The organism is Pelomonas parva (assembly GCF_043555835.1).
GTDB classification, from domain to species: Bacteria; Pseudomonadota; Gammaproteobacteria; order Burkholderiales; family Burkholderiaceae_C; genus Pelomonas; species Pelomonas parva.
The window spans coordinates 1-20,688 of sequence record NZ_JBIGHV010000003.1 but is presented as its reverse complement, the minus strand read 5'-3'; the positions used below and the strand labels follow the sequence as shown (position 1 = coordinate 20,688).

At 61.4% G+C, this 20,688-nt stretch carries 19 protein-coding genes and 1 pseudogene; 15 read left to right on the top strand and 5 right to left on the bottom strand.

Annotated elements, in window-relative coordinates:
* Nucleotides 1-354 precede the first annotated feature (354 nt).
* Nucleotides 355-3,660: a nuclease-related domain-containing protein gene (locus ACG00Y_RS07700; protein ID WP_394477544.1), complete on the bottom strand. Its 3,306-nt coding sequence runs from the start codon at nucleotides 3,658-3,660 to the stop codon at nucleotides 355-357.
* A gap of 180 nt (nucleotides 3,661-3,840) precedes the next feature.
* On the opposite strand from ACG00Y_RS07700, the pseudogene ACG00Y_RS07695 reads away from it, so the two are divergent.
* Nucleotides 3,841-4,110: pseudogene (locus ACG00Y_RS07695) on the top strand (TIGR02391 family protein); the annotation flags it as partial.
* A gap of 124 nt (nucleotides 4,111-4,234) precedes the next feature.
* Here ACG00Y_RS07695 and tcmP read toward each other — a convergent pair.
* A complete protein-coding gene (tcmP, locus tag ACG00Y_RS07690; RefSeq protein ID WP_394477542.1) occupies nucleotides 4,235-5,428 on the bottom strand; it encodes a three-Cys-motif partner protein TcmP in 1,194 nt (397 codons plus the stop codon).
* Between the two features lie 127 nt (nucleotides 5,429-5,555).
* Between tcmP and ACG00Y_RS07685 the strand changes: the two genes are divergently transcribed.
* From ACG00Y_RS07685 to ACG00Y_RS07645, 9 genes are all read left to right on the top strand, one after another.
* Nucleotides 5,556-5,816 (top strand): class I SAM-dependent methyltransferase, encoded by a 261-nt coding sequence (locus ACG00Y_RS07685; protein ID WP_394477540.1) that lies wholly within the window; start codon nucleotides 5,556-5,558, stop codon nucleotides 5,814-5,816.
* Nucleotides 5,817-5,873: 57 nt separating this feature from the next.
* On the top strand, nucleotides 5,874-5,996 hold the full coding sequence (locus tag ACG00Y_RS07680; protein ID WP_394477539.1) for a hypothetical protein: 123 nt from the start codon (nucleotides 5,874-5,876) through the stop codon (nucleotides 5,994-5,996).
* A gap of 77 nt (nucleotides 5,997-6,073) precedes the next feature.
* Nucleotides 6,074-6,712, top strand: a complete 639-nt coding sequence (locus ACG00Y_RS07675) for a LexA family protein (protein WP_394477537.1) — start codon at nucleotides 6,074-6,076, stop codon at nucleotides 6,710-6,712.
* A complete protein-coding gene (locus ACG00Y_RS07670; protein WP_394477535.1) occupies nucleotides 6,709-7,467 on the top strand; it encodes a DUF5131 family protein in 759 nt (252 codons plus the stop codon). Before ACG00Y_RS07675 ends, ACG00Y_RS07670 begins: the two co-directional genes overlap by 4 nt.
* An 87-nt stretch (nucleotides 7,468-7,554) precedes the next feature.
* Nucleotides 7,555-8,814: a three-Cys-motif partner protein TcmP gene (locus ACG00Y_RS07665; protein ID WP_394477532.1), complete on the top strand. Its 1,260-nt coding sequence runs from the start codon at nucleotides 7,555-7,557 to the stop codon at nucleotides 8,812-8,814.
* 9 nt (nucleotides 8,815-8,823) lie between these two features.
* Nucleotides 8,824-9,207: a PIN domain-containing protein gene (locus ACG00Y_RS07660; RefSeq protein ID WP_394477531.1), complete on the top strand. Its 384-nt coding sequence runs from the start codon at nucleotides 8,824-8,826 to the stop codon at nucleotides 9,205-9,207.
* Nucleotides 9,208-9,314: 107 nt separating this feature from the next.
* Nucleotides 9,315-9,746, top strand: a complete 432-nt coding sequence (locus tag ACG00Y_RS07655; RefSeq protein ID WP_394477530.1) for a transposase — start codon at nucleotides 9,315-9,317, stop codon at nucleotides 9,744-9,746.
* On the top strand, nucleotides 9,746-10,819 hold the full coding sequence (locus ACG00Y_RS07650; protein ID WP_394477528.1) for an IS3 family transposase: 1,074 nt from the start codon (nucleotides 9,746-9,748) through the stop codon (nucleotides 10,817-10,819). Before ACG00Y_RS07655 ends, ACG00Y_RS07650 begins: the two co-directional genes overlap by 1 nt.
* A 26-nt stretch (nucleotides 10,820-10,845) precedes the next feature.
* Entirely contained in the window at nucleotides 10,846-11,124 is a 279-nt protein-coding gene (locus ACG00Y_RS07645; protein ID WP_394477526.1) for a hypothetical protein, read from the top strand.
* 18 nt (nucleotides 11,125-11,142) lie between these two features.
* Here ACG00Y_RS07645 and ACG00Y_RS07640 read toward each other — a convergent pair whose 3' ends face one another.
* Together ACG00Y_RS07640 and ACG00Y_RS07635 are read right to left on the bottom strand one after the other, a co-directional pair.
* Complete coding sequence (locus ACG00Y_RS07640) at nucleotides 11,143-12,087, bottom strand: hypothetical protein (protein ID WP_394477523.1); 945 nt, start codon at nucleotides 12,085-12,087, stop codon at nucleotides 11,143-11,145.
* Between the two features lie 17 nt (nucleotides 12,088-12,104).
* Nucleotides 12,105-13,880, bottom strand: a complete 1,776-nt coding sequence (locus ACG00Y_RS07635) for an ATP-dependent nuclease (protein ID WP_394477521.1) — start codon at nucleotides 13,878-13,880, stop codon at nucleotides 12,105-12,107.
* 235 nt (nucleotides 13,881-14,115) lie between these two features.
* Here ACG00Y_RS07635 and ACG00Y_RS07630 point away from each other — a divergent pair, with 235 nt between their 5' ends.
* The 4 genes from ACG00Y_RS07630 to ACG00Y_RS07615 all read left to right on the top strand — a co-directional run bounded on the left by ACG00Y_RS07630 (nucleotide 14,116) and on the right by ACG00Y_RS07615 (nucleotide 18,006).
* A complete protein-coding gene (locus ACG00Y_RS07630) occupies nucleotides 14,116-14,652 on the top strand; it encodes a site-specific integrase (RefSeq protein ID WP_394477519.1) in 537 nt (178 codons plus the stop codon).
* Nucleotides 14,653-14,951: 299 nt separating this feature from the next.
* Nucleotides 14,952-15,224: a hypothetical protein gene (locus ACG00Y_RS07625; RefSeq protein ID WP_394477518.1), complete on the top strand. Its 273-nt coding sequence runs from the start codon at nucleotides 14,952-14,954 to the stop codon at nucleotides 15,222-15,224.
* A 357-nt stretch (nucleotides 15,225-15,581) separates the two neighbouring features.
* Nucleotides 15,582-16,688, top strand: coding sequence for a hypothetical protein (locus tag ACG00Y_RS07620; protein ID WP_394477516.1), 1,107 nt, complete (start codon nucleotides 15,582-15,584; stop codon nucleotides 16,686-16,688).
* Between the two features lie 10 nt (nucleotides 16,689-16,698).
* The gene (locus ACG00Y_RS07615) at nucleotides 16,699-18,006 is read left to right on the top strand and encodes a hypothetical protein (protein WP_394477514.1); all 1,308 of its coding nucleotides are present in this window, start codon (nucleotides 16,699-16,701) and stop codon (nucleotides 18,004-18,006) included.
* 67 nt (nucleotides 18,007-18,073) lie between these two features.
* On the opposite strand, the gene ACG00Y_RS07610 is transcribed toward ACG00Y_RS07615, so the two are convergent.
* Complete coding sequence (locus ACG00Y_RS07610) at nucleotides 18,074-18,829, bottom strand: MOSC domain-containing protein (RefSeq protein WP_394477513.1); 756 nt, start codon at nucleotides 18,827-18,829, stop codon at nucleotides 18,074-18,076.
* 247 nt (nucleotides 18,830-19,076) lie between these two features.
* Between ACG00Y_RS07610 and ACG00Y_RS07605 the strand changes: the two genes are divergently transcribed.
* Nucleotides 19,077-20,198, top strand: coding sequence for a hypothetical protein (locus ACG00Y_RS07605; RefSeq protein ID WP_394477512.1), 1,122 nt, complete (start codon nucleotides 19,077-19,079; stop codon nucleotides 20,196-20,198).
* Nucleotides 20,199-20,688: the final 490 nt, after the last annotated feature.

Genomic DNA, 20,688 nt, shown 5'->3' with positions numbered 1-20,688 from the left:
TCACGCGTGCGGATCGCCGCCGGCTGCGTCCTGCACCTGCGGGCTGAAAGCTCGTGGTGAGGACAGAAATCCTTTAGTGCAGGATAGGCTGAGCGCTGGCATTTGGACGCCACCTGGGGCGTTGAACCCGCGGGAGAAGGTTGCCTTGAAGACGCTTCCCGCGCGGGCCATCCTTCGAACTGGCGCGCATAGCCCTGTCTATATCGGCGGTTCGATTGGGTGCCTACGATGGCCCAGATGAAGACAGCGCGTTTGTCACCATGCCGAAGCCGATCTCACCGACTCACAGCGCAGACGACGCCTTGAATGCAGCTGGCGTCGAGCCACCTCCACCAGTTGCTGGCTGAACGGGTGCTAGATACCTTCCAGCTTGCCGATTGCTTGGAGGGCGGCGACACCGACCTCTTTGTCGTCCGCCAGTCCGCGAAGCAGGCCGAGGTCTGAGCGGTCTCCGAAGCGCTCCAGGATCGACACCGCCATGGCGCGATGCGGTAGCCCCGCTCCTCTATCGCCGAAGTAGTTGGTGGGCTGCACCATCTCCCGGAGGCTTCGTCGCGCCGCATCGACACACACCTCGCGAAACCGCGCGACAAACCGATTGTTTGGGTTGACTTCGCCGAAATGCGACCACTCGACGAGCGAGATCGCTGTGATAGCCTGCGTCGCGCCCGCCGACATTAGGAGTGAGACGGCATCGTTGTTTTGGGGCTGGGCGCCGGCTCCAGTCCGCGGATCCGGATGAAAGTAGGCCAGTTGTGCGCAGCCCAGGAGTGCAACTCGCTCGGGTCTGCCCTCAAGGCCATAGAACGCTTGATCCGGCAGAGCAGCGCCGAGCCTTGCAAGGGTCTCATGGGCGCGCATGAACGTATCGACAGCATCCTGGGGGCCGTGATTCTGGAGAGGCGGGAGCGCAAGGCGTGGCTGGATCGATTCCAGTGCGAATGCGTCGCCCAGTGCCACCGACCTGGACATCTCTCGCATCAAGAAGGACGTATTCCACACGTACTTCGAAGTCGTGCGGCAGGCCATCGCAAGGAATTGCGCACGCTCGACGTCGCTCAACGAGCGGACCGCTTCGCAGTAGGCGTTGCCATAGGGATGACCGGTCTGCCTTTCGTAGAAAACGTAGGCCTCGTCCCAGGCTTCGGGTGCCAGCTTGCGCTCCAGGATCCCTCGGAGTTCAGCGACGATTCCGTCGTACTGCTCCCACATCTCATCACGCAGCGCGCCAAGGCTTTCCAGCGCATCGACGATGGGGGTATCCACCCAGGCGTTCGTTGATGGCAAGGACTGAAGCGCCTCGACAAGCATCTGTTTCTGAGCTTCGGAGACCTCACCACCCATACGAGCTAGGTGAAGGACAGCCAACCGCAGGTGATAAGGAAATCCTCGCAGCCGGTTGTTGATCAGGTCTGCGGTCTTCTCCGCGAACAGGCTACGGTTTCCATACTGCTGGCTGGCGAGCTGCACAAGCACGTAGAGCTGCATCAGCGAGGAATCCTCGTTCCAGTGCAGGTCAATCTGCTCCGCAACTTCTCTGCCGACGCACGCTCTGTAAGCGCCAGTCGACACGTCTTTCAGCGCGCTGGTCAGCGCGACGTCATGGCTTCCAAAGAGAACCAGAAACTGAAATGCCTCGCTGTAGGCACGGCCGCGACTCATGCCTTCATCCACGAGCGCTTTGCAAGCTCGAGCGAACGCATCATCCAGCGAGGTGATGGCCTCGAGGAACGCTTCCAGCAAAGGTCCTGTACAGACAAGGTGAACTACCCCTGCCAGCACAGCGAGCTCTTCCTTCGACCACGACTGCCGCGTCGCCGGGTCTATCTGGACGTGAACAAGGTCACCGTCCTTGCCCTTGAAGTACAAGCGGTTTGCCTCCTCGACAGCCATCTCAAGCAGCGTGTCGAAGCGGGCCTTTGCCCAGCTCCTTGCCGTTTCGCCGCACATGCCGGCGTGCGCGGCCAGAAGGATCTCCGTATCAGTGAGACGCTCAAGCACCGCCTGCTGAAGATCTGGATTGTCCAGCGCTCCGAGGATATGGTTCTTGCTGCGACTGAATCGTGGCGACGCCAGGGTGGTCAAGATGGCTTCGATACTGCCTGCAGCTTCTCTCACCGCCCACTCGGCGGAGAACGCCTGCATGAAGAGCTCGTGGCCGAAGCTCACGCGGTCCACTCGCTCGGCCAGAACTTTTGCTGCGATCAGCCGTCGCCGCATCTCGGCGGGGATCCGAGTACGGTGGGCCAACCGATCCACTTGGCTGGTCGTCGTCGAGAACGTCGCACCCTCGACCAGTGATCCCGCCAGTGCCGCCAGGAACCCAATGCCCTCGGCATCCTGGTCGCCAAGTTTCCTGCGCACGAACCGGTCGAACACGGCAAACGTGCCCGCATGCGGCCCCAGTTCGGCGCCGACCTGGCCGATGAGGTCCGCCTCCAGGCCGGTTTGGACGACGTCCAAAAGGGCTGAGGCAGTGGAAGCCAGGGCTGCGCTACCCGCAGCGGCAGCCGCGATGGCGCGCTTCAGCTCGCTCGATGGCGGTGTCACCATCAAGGTGCGCTCGCCTCCAGCGGCAACCCCCTCCAAGTCGATCTGGGAGCTTACGACGCATGCGGCGCCATACCGCCGTGAGAAGGCTCTAATGCTTCGGCTCAGCGTGAGTTGCTCCCCTGAGGAGCATTCGTTGTAGCCATCGATGACAAGGAGGCAGGTTCTACCAAGTCTTCGAATGGACGCGAGCAGCTGGGCCACGGAAGCAGCTCCGAGAAGCGCAACCTCTCTGTTCAAGGATTCCCGGAGTTCGCCCTGGAAATACTTGGCCTGGATGATGATTGGTATGACGCCGCGCCTCGCCGCGACCAGCGCGGCGTATTTGCCAAGCAGTGACTTGCCGCAGCCCGATGGCCCCTTCACGAGCGTGATGGAAGCGTCGCTGAAGATCAGATCGACGGCCGCGTCTCTTGCCAGCGATGTTCCTATTGACCGGTAGCTGTCAGGTCTGAGGAGCACATCGACATCACCGTACGTGCGAGCGAATTCATCGAGGTACGCATCGAGCTGTCGGCTCGCCACGTTCAAGGATTCGTCGAACGCCATCTCCAAGTCGCCAATCGGTTCCAGCGAAAGCGACTGCGCCAGGGTCAGCCAATCCTGTTCCTGCAGCCTCAAGCTGGATTGCTGCTGCAGCACCTGCTCCAACCCGGGGAGGCCGCAGACGGTGACCTTTGAGTCCGATGGCACAACGGAGCACGCCGGCAATGAAGGAATGGCGACCACGCAGGCATGTGGATACCCCGCCTCGTTCGGCCGGCCGATTTGATCTCGCAGCAGGTGCTTAGCGTCTAGCGCTTGTCGATAGGCGTTCCGAATCGTTCTCGTATTCCCCGCGCTAAAACGCATCGACCATTGGCCGTTTTCTGCACCCTCGACGGGCCAAAGGTACTGCTTTGCCTCGATCAGAAGCGTGCACCGATCGGAGCCAACGACGAAGTCGATCTGACGACCACCACAGTGAAAGTTGGCCAGCACGACGGACCAAGCCATGTGTCGACCCAGGAGGTCATACAGCTCGCGTAACAAGAGTCGCTCGGACTCGACATCGATAGGGGCGCCGATGAACACGCGCGGGTGTCGCGACAGCATTGATTCCTCTTGCATGGCGACGGATTCTCCATGAGGGCTTTGCGCGCGCGATGCCTAGATCCGAACCAAAAGACGCGAAGCAAGCGAGCAAGGTTTGTCCGGATGCGCCGAACTACCGTACTGCTAGGCTAGATCGCGACGGCACTCGCCTTAGAAGGGAGCGCCAAGTCCCACCACTTCAAAGCTGCTGCCGCCGTGGACCGTATACCGTGCTTTGACCCGTCCGTCTTGGAAGCCGCCTGCAGGGTTCTCGGAGAGACGACGGATGCCGATCTGATCAACCAGGCGTTCTCAACAAAGGCTCCGGTAATCGCCATCAACAGTCTGGCGACCGATACCGAGATCAGCGAGCAAAAGGGCATCAGCAACCTGCTAGTGGGCCTCTTTGGTGCCATGCGGAATCCAGCCGCCCATGCTCCCAAGGTCGTATGGCCGATGAGCGAGCAGGACGCGCTCGACATTTTCGCAACGGTGTCCGACGCGCCGTGTGGCCGCCGACCAATTCGGCGCCCTGCGCATGACTCACCCGATCGCCTGACACGCTCATGCGTGCGTGAGGGCCGGGGACCTTGCTGGTCAGATTCAGTGGCTACGAAACCCAGCCCAGAGTCTCGCCAGCGCCTTCGTGATGCAGCGGCCGTTTGTAGCGTCGCTTGGCGTCGGCCGAACGATTCACAACCTTGCCGGCTTTCACTAGGCGTACGAGCGATGCCTGCAGATCGCCTTCGAACCAGTCCTTCTCTTCCAGTATGTCGGCAAACGCGGCGGTATTGATCATTCTGTCCCCACCCCTGAGGTAATCGCGCCAGAAGCTGTCCACCTCGGAGCCTGCAGCATGCGTAACGTCAAGTTCGGCAAATTCGGCGGTAGACCACAGCAATCCCGTGCCGGTCTGACCGGCTTGCTTCTTGTCTCGCTTCTCAGCTCGAACCTGCGACTGAACGCGATCCGTACCCTCGGAGATCTCCATGAATTTCACGATGCCCAGGGGATGCGTGGTTAGGTAGACCAGGTGGTACTTTGCACGGTCACGCTCCGGATTCATCACCCGTGCGTGTCCTGCTCGCGCGGGCCGTGACGTCGACGCGGGGACGCATTGCTTGAGGCTCTCCCTGTACGTGTGAACGAAGGCATGCTCGCGTTCCTGCGGGTTCATTCCGGTCACATCGAGGTCCTTACCGAGCACGGTGATCATCGTCGTCTTCATGCTCTCCATCGACATCGCGCGATTGGCATGGTCGTACATCAGGTTGATTAGGAACTCTGACCGAGGCCGTCGCACCATTGGAGCCAGTATGGGCACAGCGATCGGCGTGTAGCCCTTCGGATCAATGAAGAAGAACGTGAAAGCGTCGGGCCCGACCCAGTTGAGGATCTCCTGACGCAACGACACGAAGTCACCCTGCATGCCGTGGGATTGAATGCTGCGCGGCGTGTGGTCGGTGAGGTGTGCCTGGAGCCGCTTGAACGACGACGGCTTCTTCTCGACGTACAGCGCCTTGATCTTGACGAAGACCTTCAGGCTTGCGAGCTTCTGGCGACAATTATCTAGCGTCCTGAGTGAGATGGCGATCGACGTGGCCTGCATGTCTTCCGAAGGATCGCCCCAAGGGCCGGCAAAGCAGTCGACGTAGCAAAGCTCCTTACTGCCGCCGGACTTGGTTCCCATGCCGATGATCAGGAACAGCTTCTCGAGGTAGTCCTCAAGCAGTCGATGCTTCACGAGCGCTTGCTCGCGGCCGTCATAGGCCGCAGGGATCAGCGCTGTCTCGGTGCCGACCATCTCGGTGAATTCGCTAGAGCTATGCCAGCGACCAATATGCGAGGAACGACTGAATCAGGCAATGGGTTGTTTTCCTGAGTTTCGCGGATAAGGAAAACCTCAACCCGCCGAGCGGACTGTCAACGACATGAAAAAGGCGGTGCCTTTTGGCGCTCTCGCGCTGTCCTACATCGACCCGTACAACCTGGAGTACCTGTCTTTCTCGGTGATTGAGCGCCTGGCAAAATTGCAGCACGTCGACTTCGCTGTGCACTTCAGCATCATGGACTTGCACCGCAACATCGACATGGAGCTGGATCCCAAGCGAGACCTATTCAAGGACGCGCTGCCGGGATGGCGGGACCGGGTACCCGCTGAAGCCCTGTCCAAGAAGAGCCTGCCGAACTGATTCTTTGAGGAATGGTGCTCGATAGTCAAGGACCTGGGGTTCATGGTGAGTTCGCAGATGCCGCGCATCACCTACGGCGAGGGGAGAGCGATCTACCGCTTGGTGTTCTTCAACCGGCACGCCTTGCCTGATCGCATCTGGGGTGACATCGCACGCGACCAGAACCGGTCCTTGTTCTAGGCATGTCCCACGAATGGAGGTGGCGCCGAAAGGCGCAGTGGGTATGCTCCGCACCATTAGTGAACGTTCGTACACCGATGGCCCGCCCGAACAATGACAGGCTGCACCTGCATCGCCTGCGCGATCTCTACGCGCGCGAGCTGTGTCTGCCGTCGTATGACGGGATCGCCGGGGCGCTGGGATTTCGGACGAAGGCCGCGGCCTTCAAACTCATGGACCGGCTCACCGCCTCTGGCCATGTGAACAGGGTGGCGGGTGGGCGCCTGGCGCCGGGACCGAATTTCTTCCGATTCGAGTTCAGTGATGACGAGGTGCGAGCGGGCATTGATTTGGACCGGGCAGGGTCGGGATTGCTGCAGGAGCAGAGCTTGTCCGAGTTGTTGGGTGCCCGCCCTTCCAGGACGATTCTGGTACGGGTGCGCGGCGAGTCGATGGTGAGCGCCGGCATCCTCAGTGGGGACGTCGCGGTCGTCGAGACCGGCGCTCAGGCCGTCAACGGCGACTTCGTGGTGGCCGAGATCGACGGTGCACACACGATCAAGGAATTCCGACGTACGGGTGGTCGGGATCAACTGGCCTCTCACGGGACAGAGCCGGGCGTCATCTCGCCACGCCAGTCGCTGGAGATCGTCGGCGTGGTGAGGGGAATCGTCCGCACGTATGCGCCAAAGCCCAAGGCGGCGACTAAGCTTGCAAAGCAGGGAGCAACGCGATGACAACGACCAGCAAGATAGAGTGGACCGAGCAGACATGGAACCCCACAGTGGGTTGCACAAAGATCTCGCCGGGCTGCAAACATTGCTATGCCGAGACGATGGCCAAGCGGCTCAACGCCATGGGCACGCCTGGCTACGAGAACGGCTTTGCGTTGACTCTGCTGCCGGATCGCCTGGGTGACCCGCTCAAGCGCAAGAAGCCAACGGTCTACTTCGTGAACTCGATGTCGGATCTGTTCCATGACCGCGTGCCTGAGGCCTACATCGAGAAGGTGTTCGCGGTCATCGAGCAGACGCCGCACCACACGTACCAGATCCTAACCAAGCGGGCGGCGCGCATGGCGCGCTTCTTCCGCACACGTTCCGTGCCGGACAACGCCTGGCTTGGCGCGTCAGTCGAGGACCGCAAGTACGGAGTTCCACGCATCGATCACCTGCGCAACGTGCCAGCGCGGATCCGTTTCCTTTCCGTCGAACCGCTGCTGTCCGACGTGGGCGAACTGGATCTGACAGACATCCATTGGGTCATCGTGGGCGGTGAGTCAGGCCCGAAGGCCAGGCCGATGAAGACGGAGTGGGTGGAGTCGGTGCGCGTCCAATGCCAGGAGCAAGAGGTCGCCTTCTTCTTCAAGCAATGGGGCGGTTGGGGCGCGGACGGCAAGCGGCGAGCAAAGGCCGCCAACGGTCGCGAGCTCAATGGCCGCACGTGGGACGAAATGCCAGCAAGAGCGGTCATCGAGATACGCGCTGTCTGAGCGGCGCCACAACGATCTTGCTGTGCCCGCAGCGCGCGTGCACATTCCCGGGCAGGGATGGAAAGAGCGCGTTCAGCGCGTCGTTCAATGTCGCATTACGCCTGGAGATGGGGTAGCCCGCCCCCGCCGGTCAAACGGCACAGCGAGGTCAAGCATGCGCTGCTGCGCAATTACCTGATCCAGTACTTCCTGACTCTGGTGTCGATGCCGAGCCAGGACCGGATCAAGCTGACCATCGTGGATGGCTTCTGCGGCGGAGGCCTCTACATCAACGAGTCCGGACAGGAGGTGCCGGGCTCTCCGCTGGTGATCCTTGATGCGATCCGAGAGGCCGCCTTCCTGATCCAGACGAAGCAGGACAGGCGCAAACCCATCGATCTCGATGTGGAGCTCATCTGCATCGACAAGAGCAAGTCAGCGCTCGACTATCTGAAACGCCTCCTCGAAGATCGGAACTACGGTGCCGCGCTGGCGGCAGGCAAGATCCAGTTGGTCCGCGGGGACTTCGCCGACCACTGCGGCGCCGCGATCCAGCGCGCCAAGGACCGCAGCAAGATCGCCGGACGCGCGATCTTCGTGCTTGACCAGTACGGCTACGCGCGCGTGCCGGTGACGTGCCTGCGGGACATCTTCGCCACGCTCGGCCATGCGGAGGTCATCCTGACCTTCTACATCGACGCCCTGATCAGCTACCTCAACGAGGCCAACCTGGCCGGATTCGAGCAGGCGACGGGCATCCGGGGCGGCATGACGGCGGCCGAGATCGACGACATGAAGAAGTCGCCGAAGTGGCGCGTACATCTTCAGTCCTCGCTTTACCAGAGCTTGACCAGCCAGTGCTCAGCCAAGTTCTACACACCGTTCTTTGTCAGGCCAGAACGCGGCCACGGTGACTTCTGGTTGCTGCACCTGTCCCAGCATTGGAAGGCCCGCGACGTCATGGCCACGACTCACTGGGAGCACTCGAACCACTTCGCGCACTACGGCCGCGCGGGGTTCCACATGTTCAGTACGGGCTACATCACCAAGATCGACAGCACAGATCAGCTGCAGAGCGGGTTCGATTTCAGCGATGTCGCGGCCACGGTGAGCCAGGACACGATGCTGGAGCAGATTCCAGCCATGCTGTTCGAGGCCACGGATGGCCTGACCTTCGAGCAGTTCTTCATGCAGCTGATCAACACGACGCCGGCGACGCGGACGATGGTGGAGGAGGCGCTGTTGGCCCTGAACGAGCGCAAGGAGATTCAGGTGCTAGGTCTGGACGGCGAGGAGTCGCGGGCCCGGGTGCACCTCAAGGCAGATCACGTCTTGAGACTTCCCAAGCAGGGCAGGTTCAATTTCTAGGCGGGTGCCATGCGGACCAATTACGTGCTCATCGACTACGAGAACCTGCAGCCGGAGCTGCTGGCGGCAATCGATCTGCCGCACTTCAGGGTGATCGTCTTCATGGGCGCAAACCAGACCAAGGTGCCGGTGGAGTTCGCGGCGCGCCTCCAGCAGTTGGGACCGAGAGCGCAGTACCTGTCCATCACCGGGACGGGGCGCAACGCGCTGGACTTCCACATTGCCTTCTACCTGGGCGAGCTGTTGGCCAAGGATGGTGAGGCGTTCTTTCATGTCATTGCCGCGGACAAGGGCTATGACCCCTTGCTGCAACACCTGCGTGACCGGAAGGTGTTCGTTCGCCGGTACCCCCCGCGTCAGAATAGTTGTCGTCCCTCCAGACCCAGCGGGTGACCCGCTTCGGAACGACAAGAACAATGCAGAGATTGAGAAGACCGCCTGAATTCATAGAACAGGCACTGAGCAAAGCCAGGCATCGCGGGACGCGTACCTTGGACGACGTGGCGACCGAGCTGAATGTGCCCGTGCACACCCTCAAAACCTGGCTCAAGCGCCCGCCCGCCGGCGTCGCCCCGAGCGCTGCGGCAAGCGGCCTCCCACCCAGCCTGCCGGCACGCCAGTGGAGCGGCGCAGAGCGGTTGCTGGCCCTCCACGAGAGTCATGGGCTCAGCGGTGAGGCGTTGCATGCCTGGTGCCGTGAGAAGGGCCTATTCGAGCATCAGCTGACGGCGTGGCGAGAAGCGTTCGTCAGCAGTGCGGCCCCGGAGACAGCGCAAGAAAGGCGCGAGACCAAAGCCGAGCTCAAGACGTTGCAAGGTAAGCATGAAGTGCTGCAACGCGAGCTGCGGAGAAAGGAGCGCGCGCTGGCGGAGGCGGCGGCGCTACTGGTGCTGCAAAAAAAATTCCAGGCGCTGTTGGGGGACGAGGATTGATGACCTGCACCCAACAGCGCCAGACCTTGCTGACGTTGATTCTCGAAGCCCGCACCGCCGGCGCGAGGCTGGTGGCGGCGTGCGCGCAGATTGGCCTATCGGCGCGGACTGTGCAGCGCTGGCGGCATCCTGACCAATGCAGCGGAGATCGTCGCGTGGCCGGGCTGCACGAGCAATGGGCGCCCACCAACAAGCTGAGCGAAGCCGAGTGCGAGACCGCCATGGCGGTACTCAACGGCGACGAATTCAAGAACCTCCCGCCTAGCCAGATCGTGCCCCGCCTGGCCGATCAAGGGCGCTACGTCGGCAGCGAATCGACGCTGTACCGGCTGCTGCATCGGGCCGGGCAGATGCGTCATCGCCGCCTGGAGCGAGCGCCGCAAAAGCGCACCAAGCCGCGTGCGCTGACGGCGACGCAGCCCAATCAAATCTTCTGCTGGGACATCACCTATCTGCCCACGTGCGTACGCGGCGTGCACTTCTACCTGTACCTTTTCGTTGATCTGTTCAGCCGCAAGATCGTGGGCTGGCAGGTGTTTGACTGCGAGAGCGCGGAGCTGGGCGCTGGGCTGCTGCAAGACATCTGCGCCAGGCAGGGCATTGCCGCAGGACAGCTCGTCGTGCACTCGGACAACGGCTCGCCGATGAAGGGCGAGACGATGCTGGCGACCATGCAGAAATTGGGCGTAGCGCCCAGTCGAAGCCGCCCCAGCGTGTCCAACGACAACCCATACTCTGAGGCCCTGTTCCGCACCCTGAAATATCGTCCGGAGCTGCCTGTCAAACCATTCGAGAACTTGCTGCAGGCGCGCCGCTGGGCTACCGAGTTAGCGCGTTGGTACAACGAAGAGCACCGTCACAGCGCCATCGGCTTCGTGACGCCCAGCCAACGTCATGAAGGGCAAGACGTCGCCCTACTTGCCAACCGCGCCGCCGTGTACGAAGTGGCCAGGCGGGCCAACCCGCACCGCTGGTCAAGGCAGACGCGCGACTGGAGCTACGTTGACCAGGTCCACCTGAATCCCGAGAAGCCGAATATCCAGGAGGCCAACGCCTACAAAGAAGCCGCTTGATTTAACACCTTCACGCGACAACTACCTTGACGGCCGCCGGGTACAAGAGCATTGCCGACATTCCTCACGTGAAGGCGGCCAACTCGACGACGCTAGCGGCCAAGGTCGCGTTCGTGCGCGAGTCGCTGGTCGAGCGGCACACGGGGCGGCCGGCGACGATGAAGACACTGAGCTCGTCCATCGATGCGATCTTCCCTGGTGGCCTGGCGGAGGATGTCCGCTCTTCGATCATCCAGGCGCTGGTCGACCAGCAGCTGCTCACGGTGACGGGAAGCAAAGTCGGCTATCTGCCTGCTGCGGGCTGATGGGCTCGCGAACGGTGGCTACCAGTTCAGGCGCATCACCGAGAAGCCCGTCTTCCCCTGCGGCTCCAAGACGACCATGACCTTCTTGAGGTTTCCGCCAGAGTAGCCGAGCCAGGACGTGATGATCTCGGTCTTCCGGCTGAACTCGCCTGGAAACTCGATGGCGACTTTCGTTGGAATGTGCCCCGCGTACTTCGCGAGCTCGGTGAGCATGTCGGCTGCACTGCCCGCCGCGAGGTCGGCGAGTGCGACATGGTCTTCTTCGTAGCGATCGCCTTCATCGATGGCTGTCGTGCCGAGGCCGATCTGCTTAAAGGGATGGTTCGCATAAACGCTAGTGAACATCGTGAACAGGTTCCCGACGTCATTGGAAGCCGTCGGATTGGCGAAGAGCTCATCCTCGTCTGAGAACCAGAAGACCTCTTGGCCAGGATTGGATAGACCACCCACCATAAGGCCCGCCAAATGTGACACATGCAGCGCTCGCTCGAAGGTTCGAGGACTCCATTTGTGCCTCATTGCCCGGTCCGAAGGCCAGTCCGGGCGCACGTCTTTACTCCAACAGAGGTTCTTGATCGACTTGTGCACTGCGGCGACCAACAAGACACCTGGAATCGAGTCGCTTGCCTGCAGGAAAGGAATCAGCGCTTGCTGCTTCTTGACGTCGTTTAGTCCTTTGAAGGACATGCGGCGGCCGTCTGGCAGGAAGTGCTGGCGAACGCGCAACCGCTCGACCTGCCATGGCATGGAGTTGTCGACATCCATGTACAGGACTGCCGTCGTCTCGTAGAGGCTCTCTTTGTGCGCGCCGCCGTAGTCGGAGAAGAGATGAACCAGCGGGCCCGGCATGTTGCCGAGGCGTTCGTGGCGCATGATCCGATCCACGGTGACCACCCATGGATACAAGGGCTGCTGGATTTGCTTCCAGCGGCTGGCAGTGATGAGGAGCGGTCGAAGCTTCAAGATGGCACGTCGGCCACTCAAGTCTCGGGCGGGTCGGTGGCGCCGAAGCCGTCCAGCATCTTGAGCAAATCGCCCAGGTCGGAAGGCATTGAAGCTCGGTTGAATTGACTCGCGATCTGTGTGTCCGTGATCGTGACTCCGACTGCGTCTTGAAGCTTCGAGTTCAGTCTGGCCAGAACCTCCTTGCCAGGCGCTAACGCCTCCGGGCCGCCGGTTTCATTCCACCGTTGCTCGAACTCCTTCAAGAGGGTGGCGTTGACCGTTGCAGGGTCTAGATGGCTGGAGGTGCGCTTCTTGAAGTCTTGGAAGCGCGCCAAACGCTGCGCGAAGACATCGAGCCTGAAATGCTCCATGGCCTCAAGCAGCATCGGCTCAATGGCGGGCGCGGTGGCTGGGACTTTTCCGCCCCGGCGTGCGCGTTCCTTCAACCGACCCTCCAACGCGGCCTGCATGCAGTTCGGAACCAGGAGGTAGTTTTCGATCTCCTTGCGGCCGTGGATGTGCACCTTGAATCCGTTCCTCTCCAGCTCGGCCTTCACGTCGGCGACCTCGGCGTCACCGCGGTAGTCGCGATCAAGGATCACAGCTCTGAGGATCTTGGAACCGACGGTCTTTTCGATGCCAGCTGCGAGGTCGATGGCACGACGCGGGTTGAACCCTTCCGTCTGCACAACCGCGAAATCAGAGCGATTCGCCAAGCGCTGCATGCCCTGAGTTCTGGCGAAGACCGACAGGAGTTGGAAATCCAACCCTTCCACGAACACGACGCGCCTCGTCTTCGCGAGCTGGGTGAGGGTAGGGTTCAGGTTAGAGCCCAGTGCCGTGAAGACTCGCTTGAGCTGTGAGACGTCTCTAACCCGGCTGGCAACCGTCTTGCGCTTGTTGATGTTCAGCAAGCTCGTCGGCTCGCACTCGGCAATGATCTCGGTAGAGTGGGTCGCGATGAGGATGTCGGGCCCGAGCTCGCGCAGCAGCGCAACGAGCTGTCGCTGGAGATCTGAGTGCAGGTAGATGTCAGGCTCGTCGATCACAAGCAGGCTTGCCTTCGCTGCCTTGACGATGAAGGTGAGCATCTGGCACCAAACCTGGAATCCGTAGCCAGACCAGCAGATCTCTCTGGGATACCTTTCCTCAGGGCAGAACATGTGAAGCTGACGCCCATCTCGTTCCGGCATCTGAATATCCATGCCTGGCCAGCTGCTCTGCACCATGTCGCGGAACTTGTCGAAGTCATCTGGATAGTGGTACCAGATGTTCCTAAAGTTGCGCGAAGCCCCGTTGGTCATCAGCGCGCGGCGGGCCGCTTCCTTCTCGAACAGCGGTTCTCGCTGATCGACAGGCCCGAGGATGGGGACAAAGGCAACTTCAAGATCAAACTTCGTGCGGAAGTCCTTCGGCGTTCTCACATCTCCTGACTTGGGCTCTGGCACCATGATGCAGACCCCGCGCTCGGGAAAGTGGAGCTTCAGCGTGCTGTCGTTTGATAGCTTGAAGGTCACTGACGCCGAGCGGCTTTCGTCGTAGTTGTGGAAGATGTTTTCCGACGCGACGGGCAGGTCTTCAATATTCAGCTTGTAGCCCTGCGTGATTAGACCGTCGACTTCGACGCGCTCAGGGCTCTTCGCCTTCGCCTTTCTGATCCCCTCGTTCAGGATTCGGAAGGCGCCCACCACTGTCGATTTGCCAGAGTTGTTCGGGCCGACCAGAACGTTGAACTCTTGCAGGTGAATCGTGTAAGAGCTGAACGCCTTGTAGTGGCTGAACTTCACGCTGGTGATGTGCAAGCTAGCCATGGACGCGGTCCATTCGAAGCGTTGTGATTCTTGTGCTCATGCTCGTTTCCAGCGCCGCGCTCTTGGGCTTCGGCTGACCTGGCCTCCTTGTGTCTATTGCCTGCGCAGCCTCTTTGGGCGCGCGACCCCATTCTGCTGCTGGGGCGGCTCGCATCGCCATAGGGATGCACCCGACGACGTGGCGACGTGACCGCTGGATCCAGGGCGCTCATTCACCGAAGGCGAGTGGAAACTGGTGCGCGTCATCGCAGACGGGCTGGAGTGGTCGTACGGCTGGGACAAGGCCACCGCCATCCGGCTGCGCTTCCTGCTCGACTTCAGCTACTCCACTGGGTTGCGCAACAGCGAGTTCGTGAGCGCGACGCTTCGCCAAATCTCGGATGGGGACGACGGCAGGCGCTGGTTGCAGGTGGTGGGCAAAGGCTCGAAGCGAGGTCGCGTTGCATTGCCGCCGTTGGCGACCGGAGCGCTGGACCGGTACCTGGTGGCCAGAGGCTTGCCCACGACACCATCGCACTGGCGCCCCGACACGCCGATCGTAGGTCGGGTGGCCGTGGACGAGCACGGGGCGATTTCGACAGCGCGGCTGTGGGCCATCTGTAGGCGATTCTTCCGCCTGGCACGCGACCGTGCTGGACGAGACGAGTCCCGGCGTGGCTACAAAGCTGCGCGCGGCATCACCGCACTGGATGAGATACACCCACGCATCGCATGCGCTTCCCCATACGCGGTGCGGCGCCGCTGGCACGGGCACCATTCACCCCAGGTTTGACGGCGCGCGCCGCGCGCTGCTTGCTGACATGCAACGCGCTGCGCTGTTCTCTGCGCGAAGCCGCGGAATTTGCTGGCGACTCACTTTGACGGACATGAGTCCGGCTTCAACGGATATGTCGTGCGCCGATTGCTGCATTGAAGGCCGTAGATGAGCCCGTCGCGCGATCTATCAGAGCTCAAGAGCGCGGCGCGTCAGCCCAAGCAAGACCCCAGTCGATCGCCAGACTTGTGCGTCGCTTGAAGCATTGCCACGAGGCTCCGGGCAACATCAACATCCACTTTCTGGAGAAGAGCTCAATGAGCAGCTATACAGGCCTCTATGTCCAGCGCACGGGCAGCGGCAAGATTCATTCGGTTCAGGTTGTCGATACGGCGGGAATGGAGCTGCCACTCGATCCTGAGCAGTACGTCGGCGGGGATGTAAAGCCGCCGATGGAAGAACTTCTCGATATAGACCTGTATGTGGCCGCAAAGCGGGGGACCTCACATGTCCTCATCACCCTTGTGCGATGGATTCGGGGCCAGAAGGTCACGATCAACCAGACCGAGACTCTTCAGCGTTTCGGTTAACTGCACCCGGATACACATGGCAAGCTGCAGATCACCGGATCCGCGGAGCACGACTTGGGAGAGTCGGGTCTTCGCATTCGGTAGAACGGCGTCGTCCATGTTTGTCGAGACCGATGCCGTCCGTGGCGATGCCAGGTCTTGCCACCGGCTGGTAAGGGGCGCTTGGAAATCGAGGGCTGGAGCATCGTTCTACTGACAGTTGGTGGTCAGTGCCGCACCTAGCATCGTTCCCGAGCGCTTTCGCCATGCTTCTTGCTGCCTGAGAATGAGCTGACGCCCCGGCATAGGAGGCATTCAACCCTCAGCTACGCCGAGGGGTCTTGAACACCTTGGCGATCCTGCAGCAGGAGGATATGAATGTCTGATTCGCTGGACTTGAGCCTTCAGATCGAGGAGGCCAGGCGATACCACCGCGAGTCGGTGTGCAACGTGAAAACCGAGCGGCTTGGAGTTAGGCGGCGCACCTTCGGAAACGGCGGAAAGCACTTCGTGTGGCAGTGCCTGCGTTGCGGGGAGCAGCGCGGCGGGCCACTGAGCGCCGCTGCAGCCAAGGCCCAACTAGCCGGCGAGGAAGCCGCGGAGTTTGATCTGGGGCTTGAAGGCCAATATCGAGCCGAGGAAGCCAGGCGGCTGGCACTACTGTCGGAACTGCTGAGGCGGGAGCGTCAGCTCCTGAATCCGGTGGGCACTGCATGGGTCGCCGCAGCGGCAGCGGAAAGAGAAGAACGAGCAGCCAGGATTCAAACGGCTGTGGATGGTTGTGCCGAGCAGATTGCTGCCGAGACGAGCGACGTGGTTGCCGCTGATGCGCTGGGTCAGAAGGCTGTTGCGATGCGCCGTGAAATCTGGGCCCGAAGGTTGGCGGCAGCCGATCGGTTTAAAGACGAAGACGCGCTGAAGCTTTGGCTGGCGACACATCTCAGCGAAGACTTCGAGCTGCATCCCGAGGTGCCGGGATCGCATGTCGCCACAGGCGTGCGGGTCCAGATCGATTTCCTGGCCTATCCGAAGCAGCATCTCATCGACCAAGGATTCCTGGCGGACTTCTTCGGGATCGAGGTCAAGCACCTTCCCACTGACAACGGCTTCTCGGAAAAGGCAGCCAAGGCGTTCTGGCAGACGGTGAGCTACACGGATTCCAAGTTTTTCGTGAAGGGCACGGCGGTGCGGCTGAAGTACGCCGTCCTTTTCAGCAGCATGTCATTCGAGAAAGAACGGGACCTCCTGCGCTCGTTTGGCCACACCGTCGAGAACGACAAGGCCTCGTGGCACGCCCTCCGGCAACTCGCCAACCATGCCAACGTGGGCACGCTGGAAATCAGAGGCGATGCAGCCGCCTGGAAAGGATGGCTCATTGCCTTTTCCGGCGGGCGTTATTTCGGCCGCCGGACTGGCGATGTCGGACCAATCTTTCACATATACAACAACCGAATGGTTCTCAAGAACCGTATCGGTAGCTTCTGAGGACTGATCAATGAAGGCCAGACTTCTTCCCCCAAGCGGCGACTTCACCGGCAACCTCTTGTGGTCTGTCGCTCAGTTGGCCGGCAAGGAAGCTCTCTTGGAAGCGTCGCTCGCTTCGATCAGGGCGGTTGGCTACAGGGCGAGTCCGTACCCGGAGGGTGATGGCGTCACGTTCGATAAAAAGCCACGTACCCAAACCGCTGAGCAGATCTTGGTCGATTTCCAATCTGCGTTTCCCTGGCTGGCCATCAGCCTGGGGACGACAGGCAGCGCCAATGCCGAGCTCGCGGAGCTGGAGTCTGGGGTGGACGCTGAGCGCACGATGCCATGCACGGTCATCGTTCCGGTCGAGAAGCTGCATTTTGAGGAGTCGTTTGTCCTAGGGCCGTTCCGTTTCGTGTGCGCCATCGACTTCGATCCGGAGCCTCACGAACGACTGGGCGACTGGAAGGGGAGCTACCTTGAGTTCGACATTGACTTGCCTTACGTGGATCTCTTGCGGGTGAACCAACGCGTGAGCGATAACGACGTTGTCATCTTGCAATGCCTCTCGAAGGCCGAGCAGGCCATGGATGTGATCCGGTTTGACTACAGCTCATTCAAGCGCCCGGAGTTCACGCCCAACCCGGCCGGCCAGCTAGAGAGTGGGATGTACTCAGTGGAGATCATTCCGCTCGGCCAGACACACCTGAAACCGGTCAACCTCAGCGGGATCTCGCGGCCGATGTCATCGTCCAATAATTGGCTGGGTCCCCAGATCGAGGGTGGCCATTTCCAGGGGCGCGAGTACCTGGAGGAAGTTCTCCATGGCCGATCTGATGAACTGGCCGGCGCTGTGAAAGCCGCGTTGCGTTTCATTCGCCAGGCCTTCTACTCACTGGGCGGCGAGTCCAAGTTCCTTACGCTTGTCTTCGCTCTTGATGGCTTGGCTCATCCCGACAAGTCCTGGGCGGGGATGAAACATCATGCCTACATTGCCGCCCTGACGTCATGTGGAGAGATCGACGCCTTCAAGGCTGATCTGGAGCGCTACGAAGAGCTCTATACGCTTGTGCGGAATCCTCTGGTTCATGGCGGCAAGGATTTCTACGAGCTGCCGTACGACGCCATGGCGTGCTGCGAGGACATGCTGAACTATGTGGGGTGCGTGGTGGAGCTCATTGGTGAGCTTGATCTCTCCGCCGCAGCGGACCTCAAGGCACAGGCCATCCATTGGCTCCAGAGCTCCGCCTTTGCGAGTCACATCGAAGCCGAGGTTGACCGGCTGAATGCTCGAGACGGCAAGACTCGTAAGAACAGACCTGTTCCTACCTGGTGAGTCCGGACCAGACCTTCAACGCGCATCCGGTTGTGGCTCCCTGACGGTGCAAGCCGTTGAGGCTCTTTCAAGCCAAGTGGTGGGCTACGTCGAACAGCTCGGCGCCGCTCCATCGCGGACCGGGCAGAGTGTTGGCCGCGCCGATGACCCGACTGGAGATGTCGACCGGCAGTCGGGACAACACCCTAGGGAACGCCCTGCAATAGGCGTTGGCCACTCCGGCCATCTCCGCCAGCTGTCGGTAGACGATGTAGTGGCCAGCTGGCACCGCGCGAGCGACGCCGAGCACGCGGGTTTGCCAGTCATCGCTCATGGCGGGTAACGAGGCGCGCGCCAGCGAGATCTCGTCACCCACGCTGAAACTTCCACCGCGTAGAACTCGGGCCAGCATGCCGCGGTGCGTGCCGATGCGCTTGACTACGCCTGGGTGGCGGCGCTCCAGCAGGCTGCAAGGTTCACAGTGGAAGGTGAGCCACAGCACCACTTCGGCGCCGAGACGCAGAAGGTCGCCGGATCGAAGATCCGCCGTCGAAAAGTCGATGCGAACGTTTTCGCGCAGCGTCGTGTCAGCCAGCCAGAAGCGCTCGTAGCCTGGGTCGCCAGCGATCAGCAGCTGCCTCGGCGAATGCGGGCAGGCATGTCGATCGCCGACGATGCCGTAGTTGGCCATCGTTTCAACGCGCGTCAGATGTCTGGGCTCAGCCTCTTTGGCGACGCGGCTGTAGGCGGCCTGCACTGAGCCGATGGGCTGCCAACTCTGGCTGCCCTGCGGCGGTTCGCTTCTTGTGCTGTGAGAGGTGTTGAGCAGCAGGCCTTGGATCATGGGTCTGGCTTGGGGGTTTCGCGGGTCGAAGTGACGTTGTCCTAGGTCACGCGGGCCGCATTCTCACCGGAACGGCGCCAGCTCCGGCGGACCCTTTGGCAACTGGCGGGGCGAGCGGCAGCACCCCGGCCTCCCGGGTACCCCACGTCGCGGCTTCCATGCGGGCGGTCGGGATAATTGGCGCTTACGTCGAAGACACCGGGTGGGCAGGCGCAGCGCGCCAGGACCACCTGCAGGAGGACGATGGATGGAAATCGAACGCAGGGTCGGCGCTGCCGGCCGGATCGAGCTTTGGGGCTATGAGTGGGATCTCACCGAGAAGCCCGCGAAGAAGACTGGCCGCAAGTTCCTGGGCTACGAAAAGCCGGTGCAAGACCAGGCGCCGGTCGTGCGCGAGGCCATCTGCTGGTCTTATGGCCGCACGCTGGGAAACATCGCTGTCTCGAGCGAGGACCTGCTGGGCCTCTTTCCGGGCAAGGAGGGTGACGACGCGCAGCTGGACTGCGACATCGTCGAGGCTGGCAAGTGGCGCAACGGGGCCAACCGGTGGTGGTGCCGGACGCATCAGCGTCACTGGGGAACGAAGGGCGACGTTGCCGGGGCCGAGGCCAGCGGCAGGGTGCAGTGCACGAACCACGACCAGGAGATGTCGTACGTCGTCGATCCTGAGCACGTCAACATCCAGGAGTTCGCCGAGGTCGGGATCTGGTGCTCGATGCCGCCTGCCCTGACCCACCTGGGGCCGTCCAAGCCGCGGCGGCCGAAGATTCACGTCCACATCCGCCAGAAGCCGGGTGAAGAGAAGGTGGTGGATCGCGACTTCAAGGCGCTGTCCCTGCACTACAACGCGAACGACAACCTCTTTGGCAACGCGGAGATCACCAAGGTACACCTGACGCCGCCGTCGGCCCTGGAGTTCGTGCTGGCTCTGGAGAGCGGCAAGACGATGGGTTGCATCAACTGCCGCGATTGCGGCTACCCGCACTTGGACCTCGGGGATTTCGCGCGCAAGCCTCACGCCAAGCACCTGTGTGGCAACTGCGGCCGCGACAACACCTGGAGCAAGGAGCCCATCGCGTCCACGCCGCTCAAGCCGCTGCACGACCAGTTCAGCCGGGCCAACAACTACGTGGACGTGGAGAAGGAAATCAACCTGGACGATTACCCCGGCCAGGCCTTCCAGGTCTGGGCATCCACGCCGGCGGTGTTGTGGACGGCCGAGCGTCCTCAGGAACGCGGCATCCACGTGCATGTCTACAAGGACAAGGCCTACGACGTCGATGACACCTTCGGCGTGGTGCGCTACCAGGGCAAGGTCCTTGATCGCGCGCAGCTCCTTGAGGCCATGGTCGCGGCCACGATCAACTGATCACGCTTTCGAACGCGCGCAGGCTGCTGCCGACGATCCTGGCAGCTTGAACCACAGGAGCCTTACGTGAGCCCCGCGCGACGGTATCTGAGCGCTTGGCAACCGCGTCACCGCATCAATCGATGGCTCAACTAGGGCCGTTCCGTGACCCAGCATTCGACCTGACGAATCCGTCCATCGTGAGCTATGCCGCAAACGTAACCGCGCTTGTCGGCTGGAGGGCATACGACGACTACCACCGCGATATGTACAAGATGCTCAACATCTGGCCTTTCCCGCTTACCAGTACGTCTGGGAATCGCACCTCGATCTCAGCCTAGCGAACGGCGCGAGGTCGTATCTGCCAGCGCCTTCGCAAAGAACGGCTCTGTTGAATTTCAAGTGGGTTGCTGGGCGTGCGGGTTGATCGAGTGGAAGTCGAGCTTGCCCGCGATCAGGAAGATGACCGTCTTGATGGTCGACAGCCGTGTGAAGCCACGCGCGCGTCGCT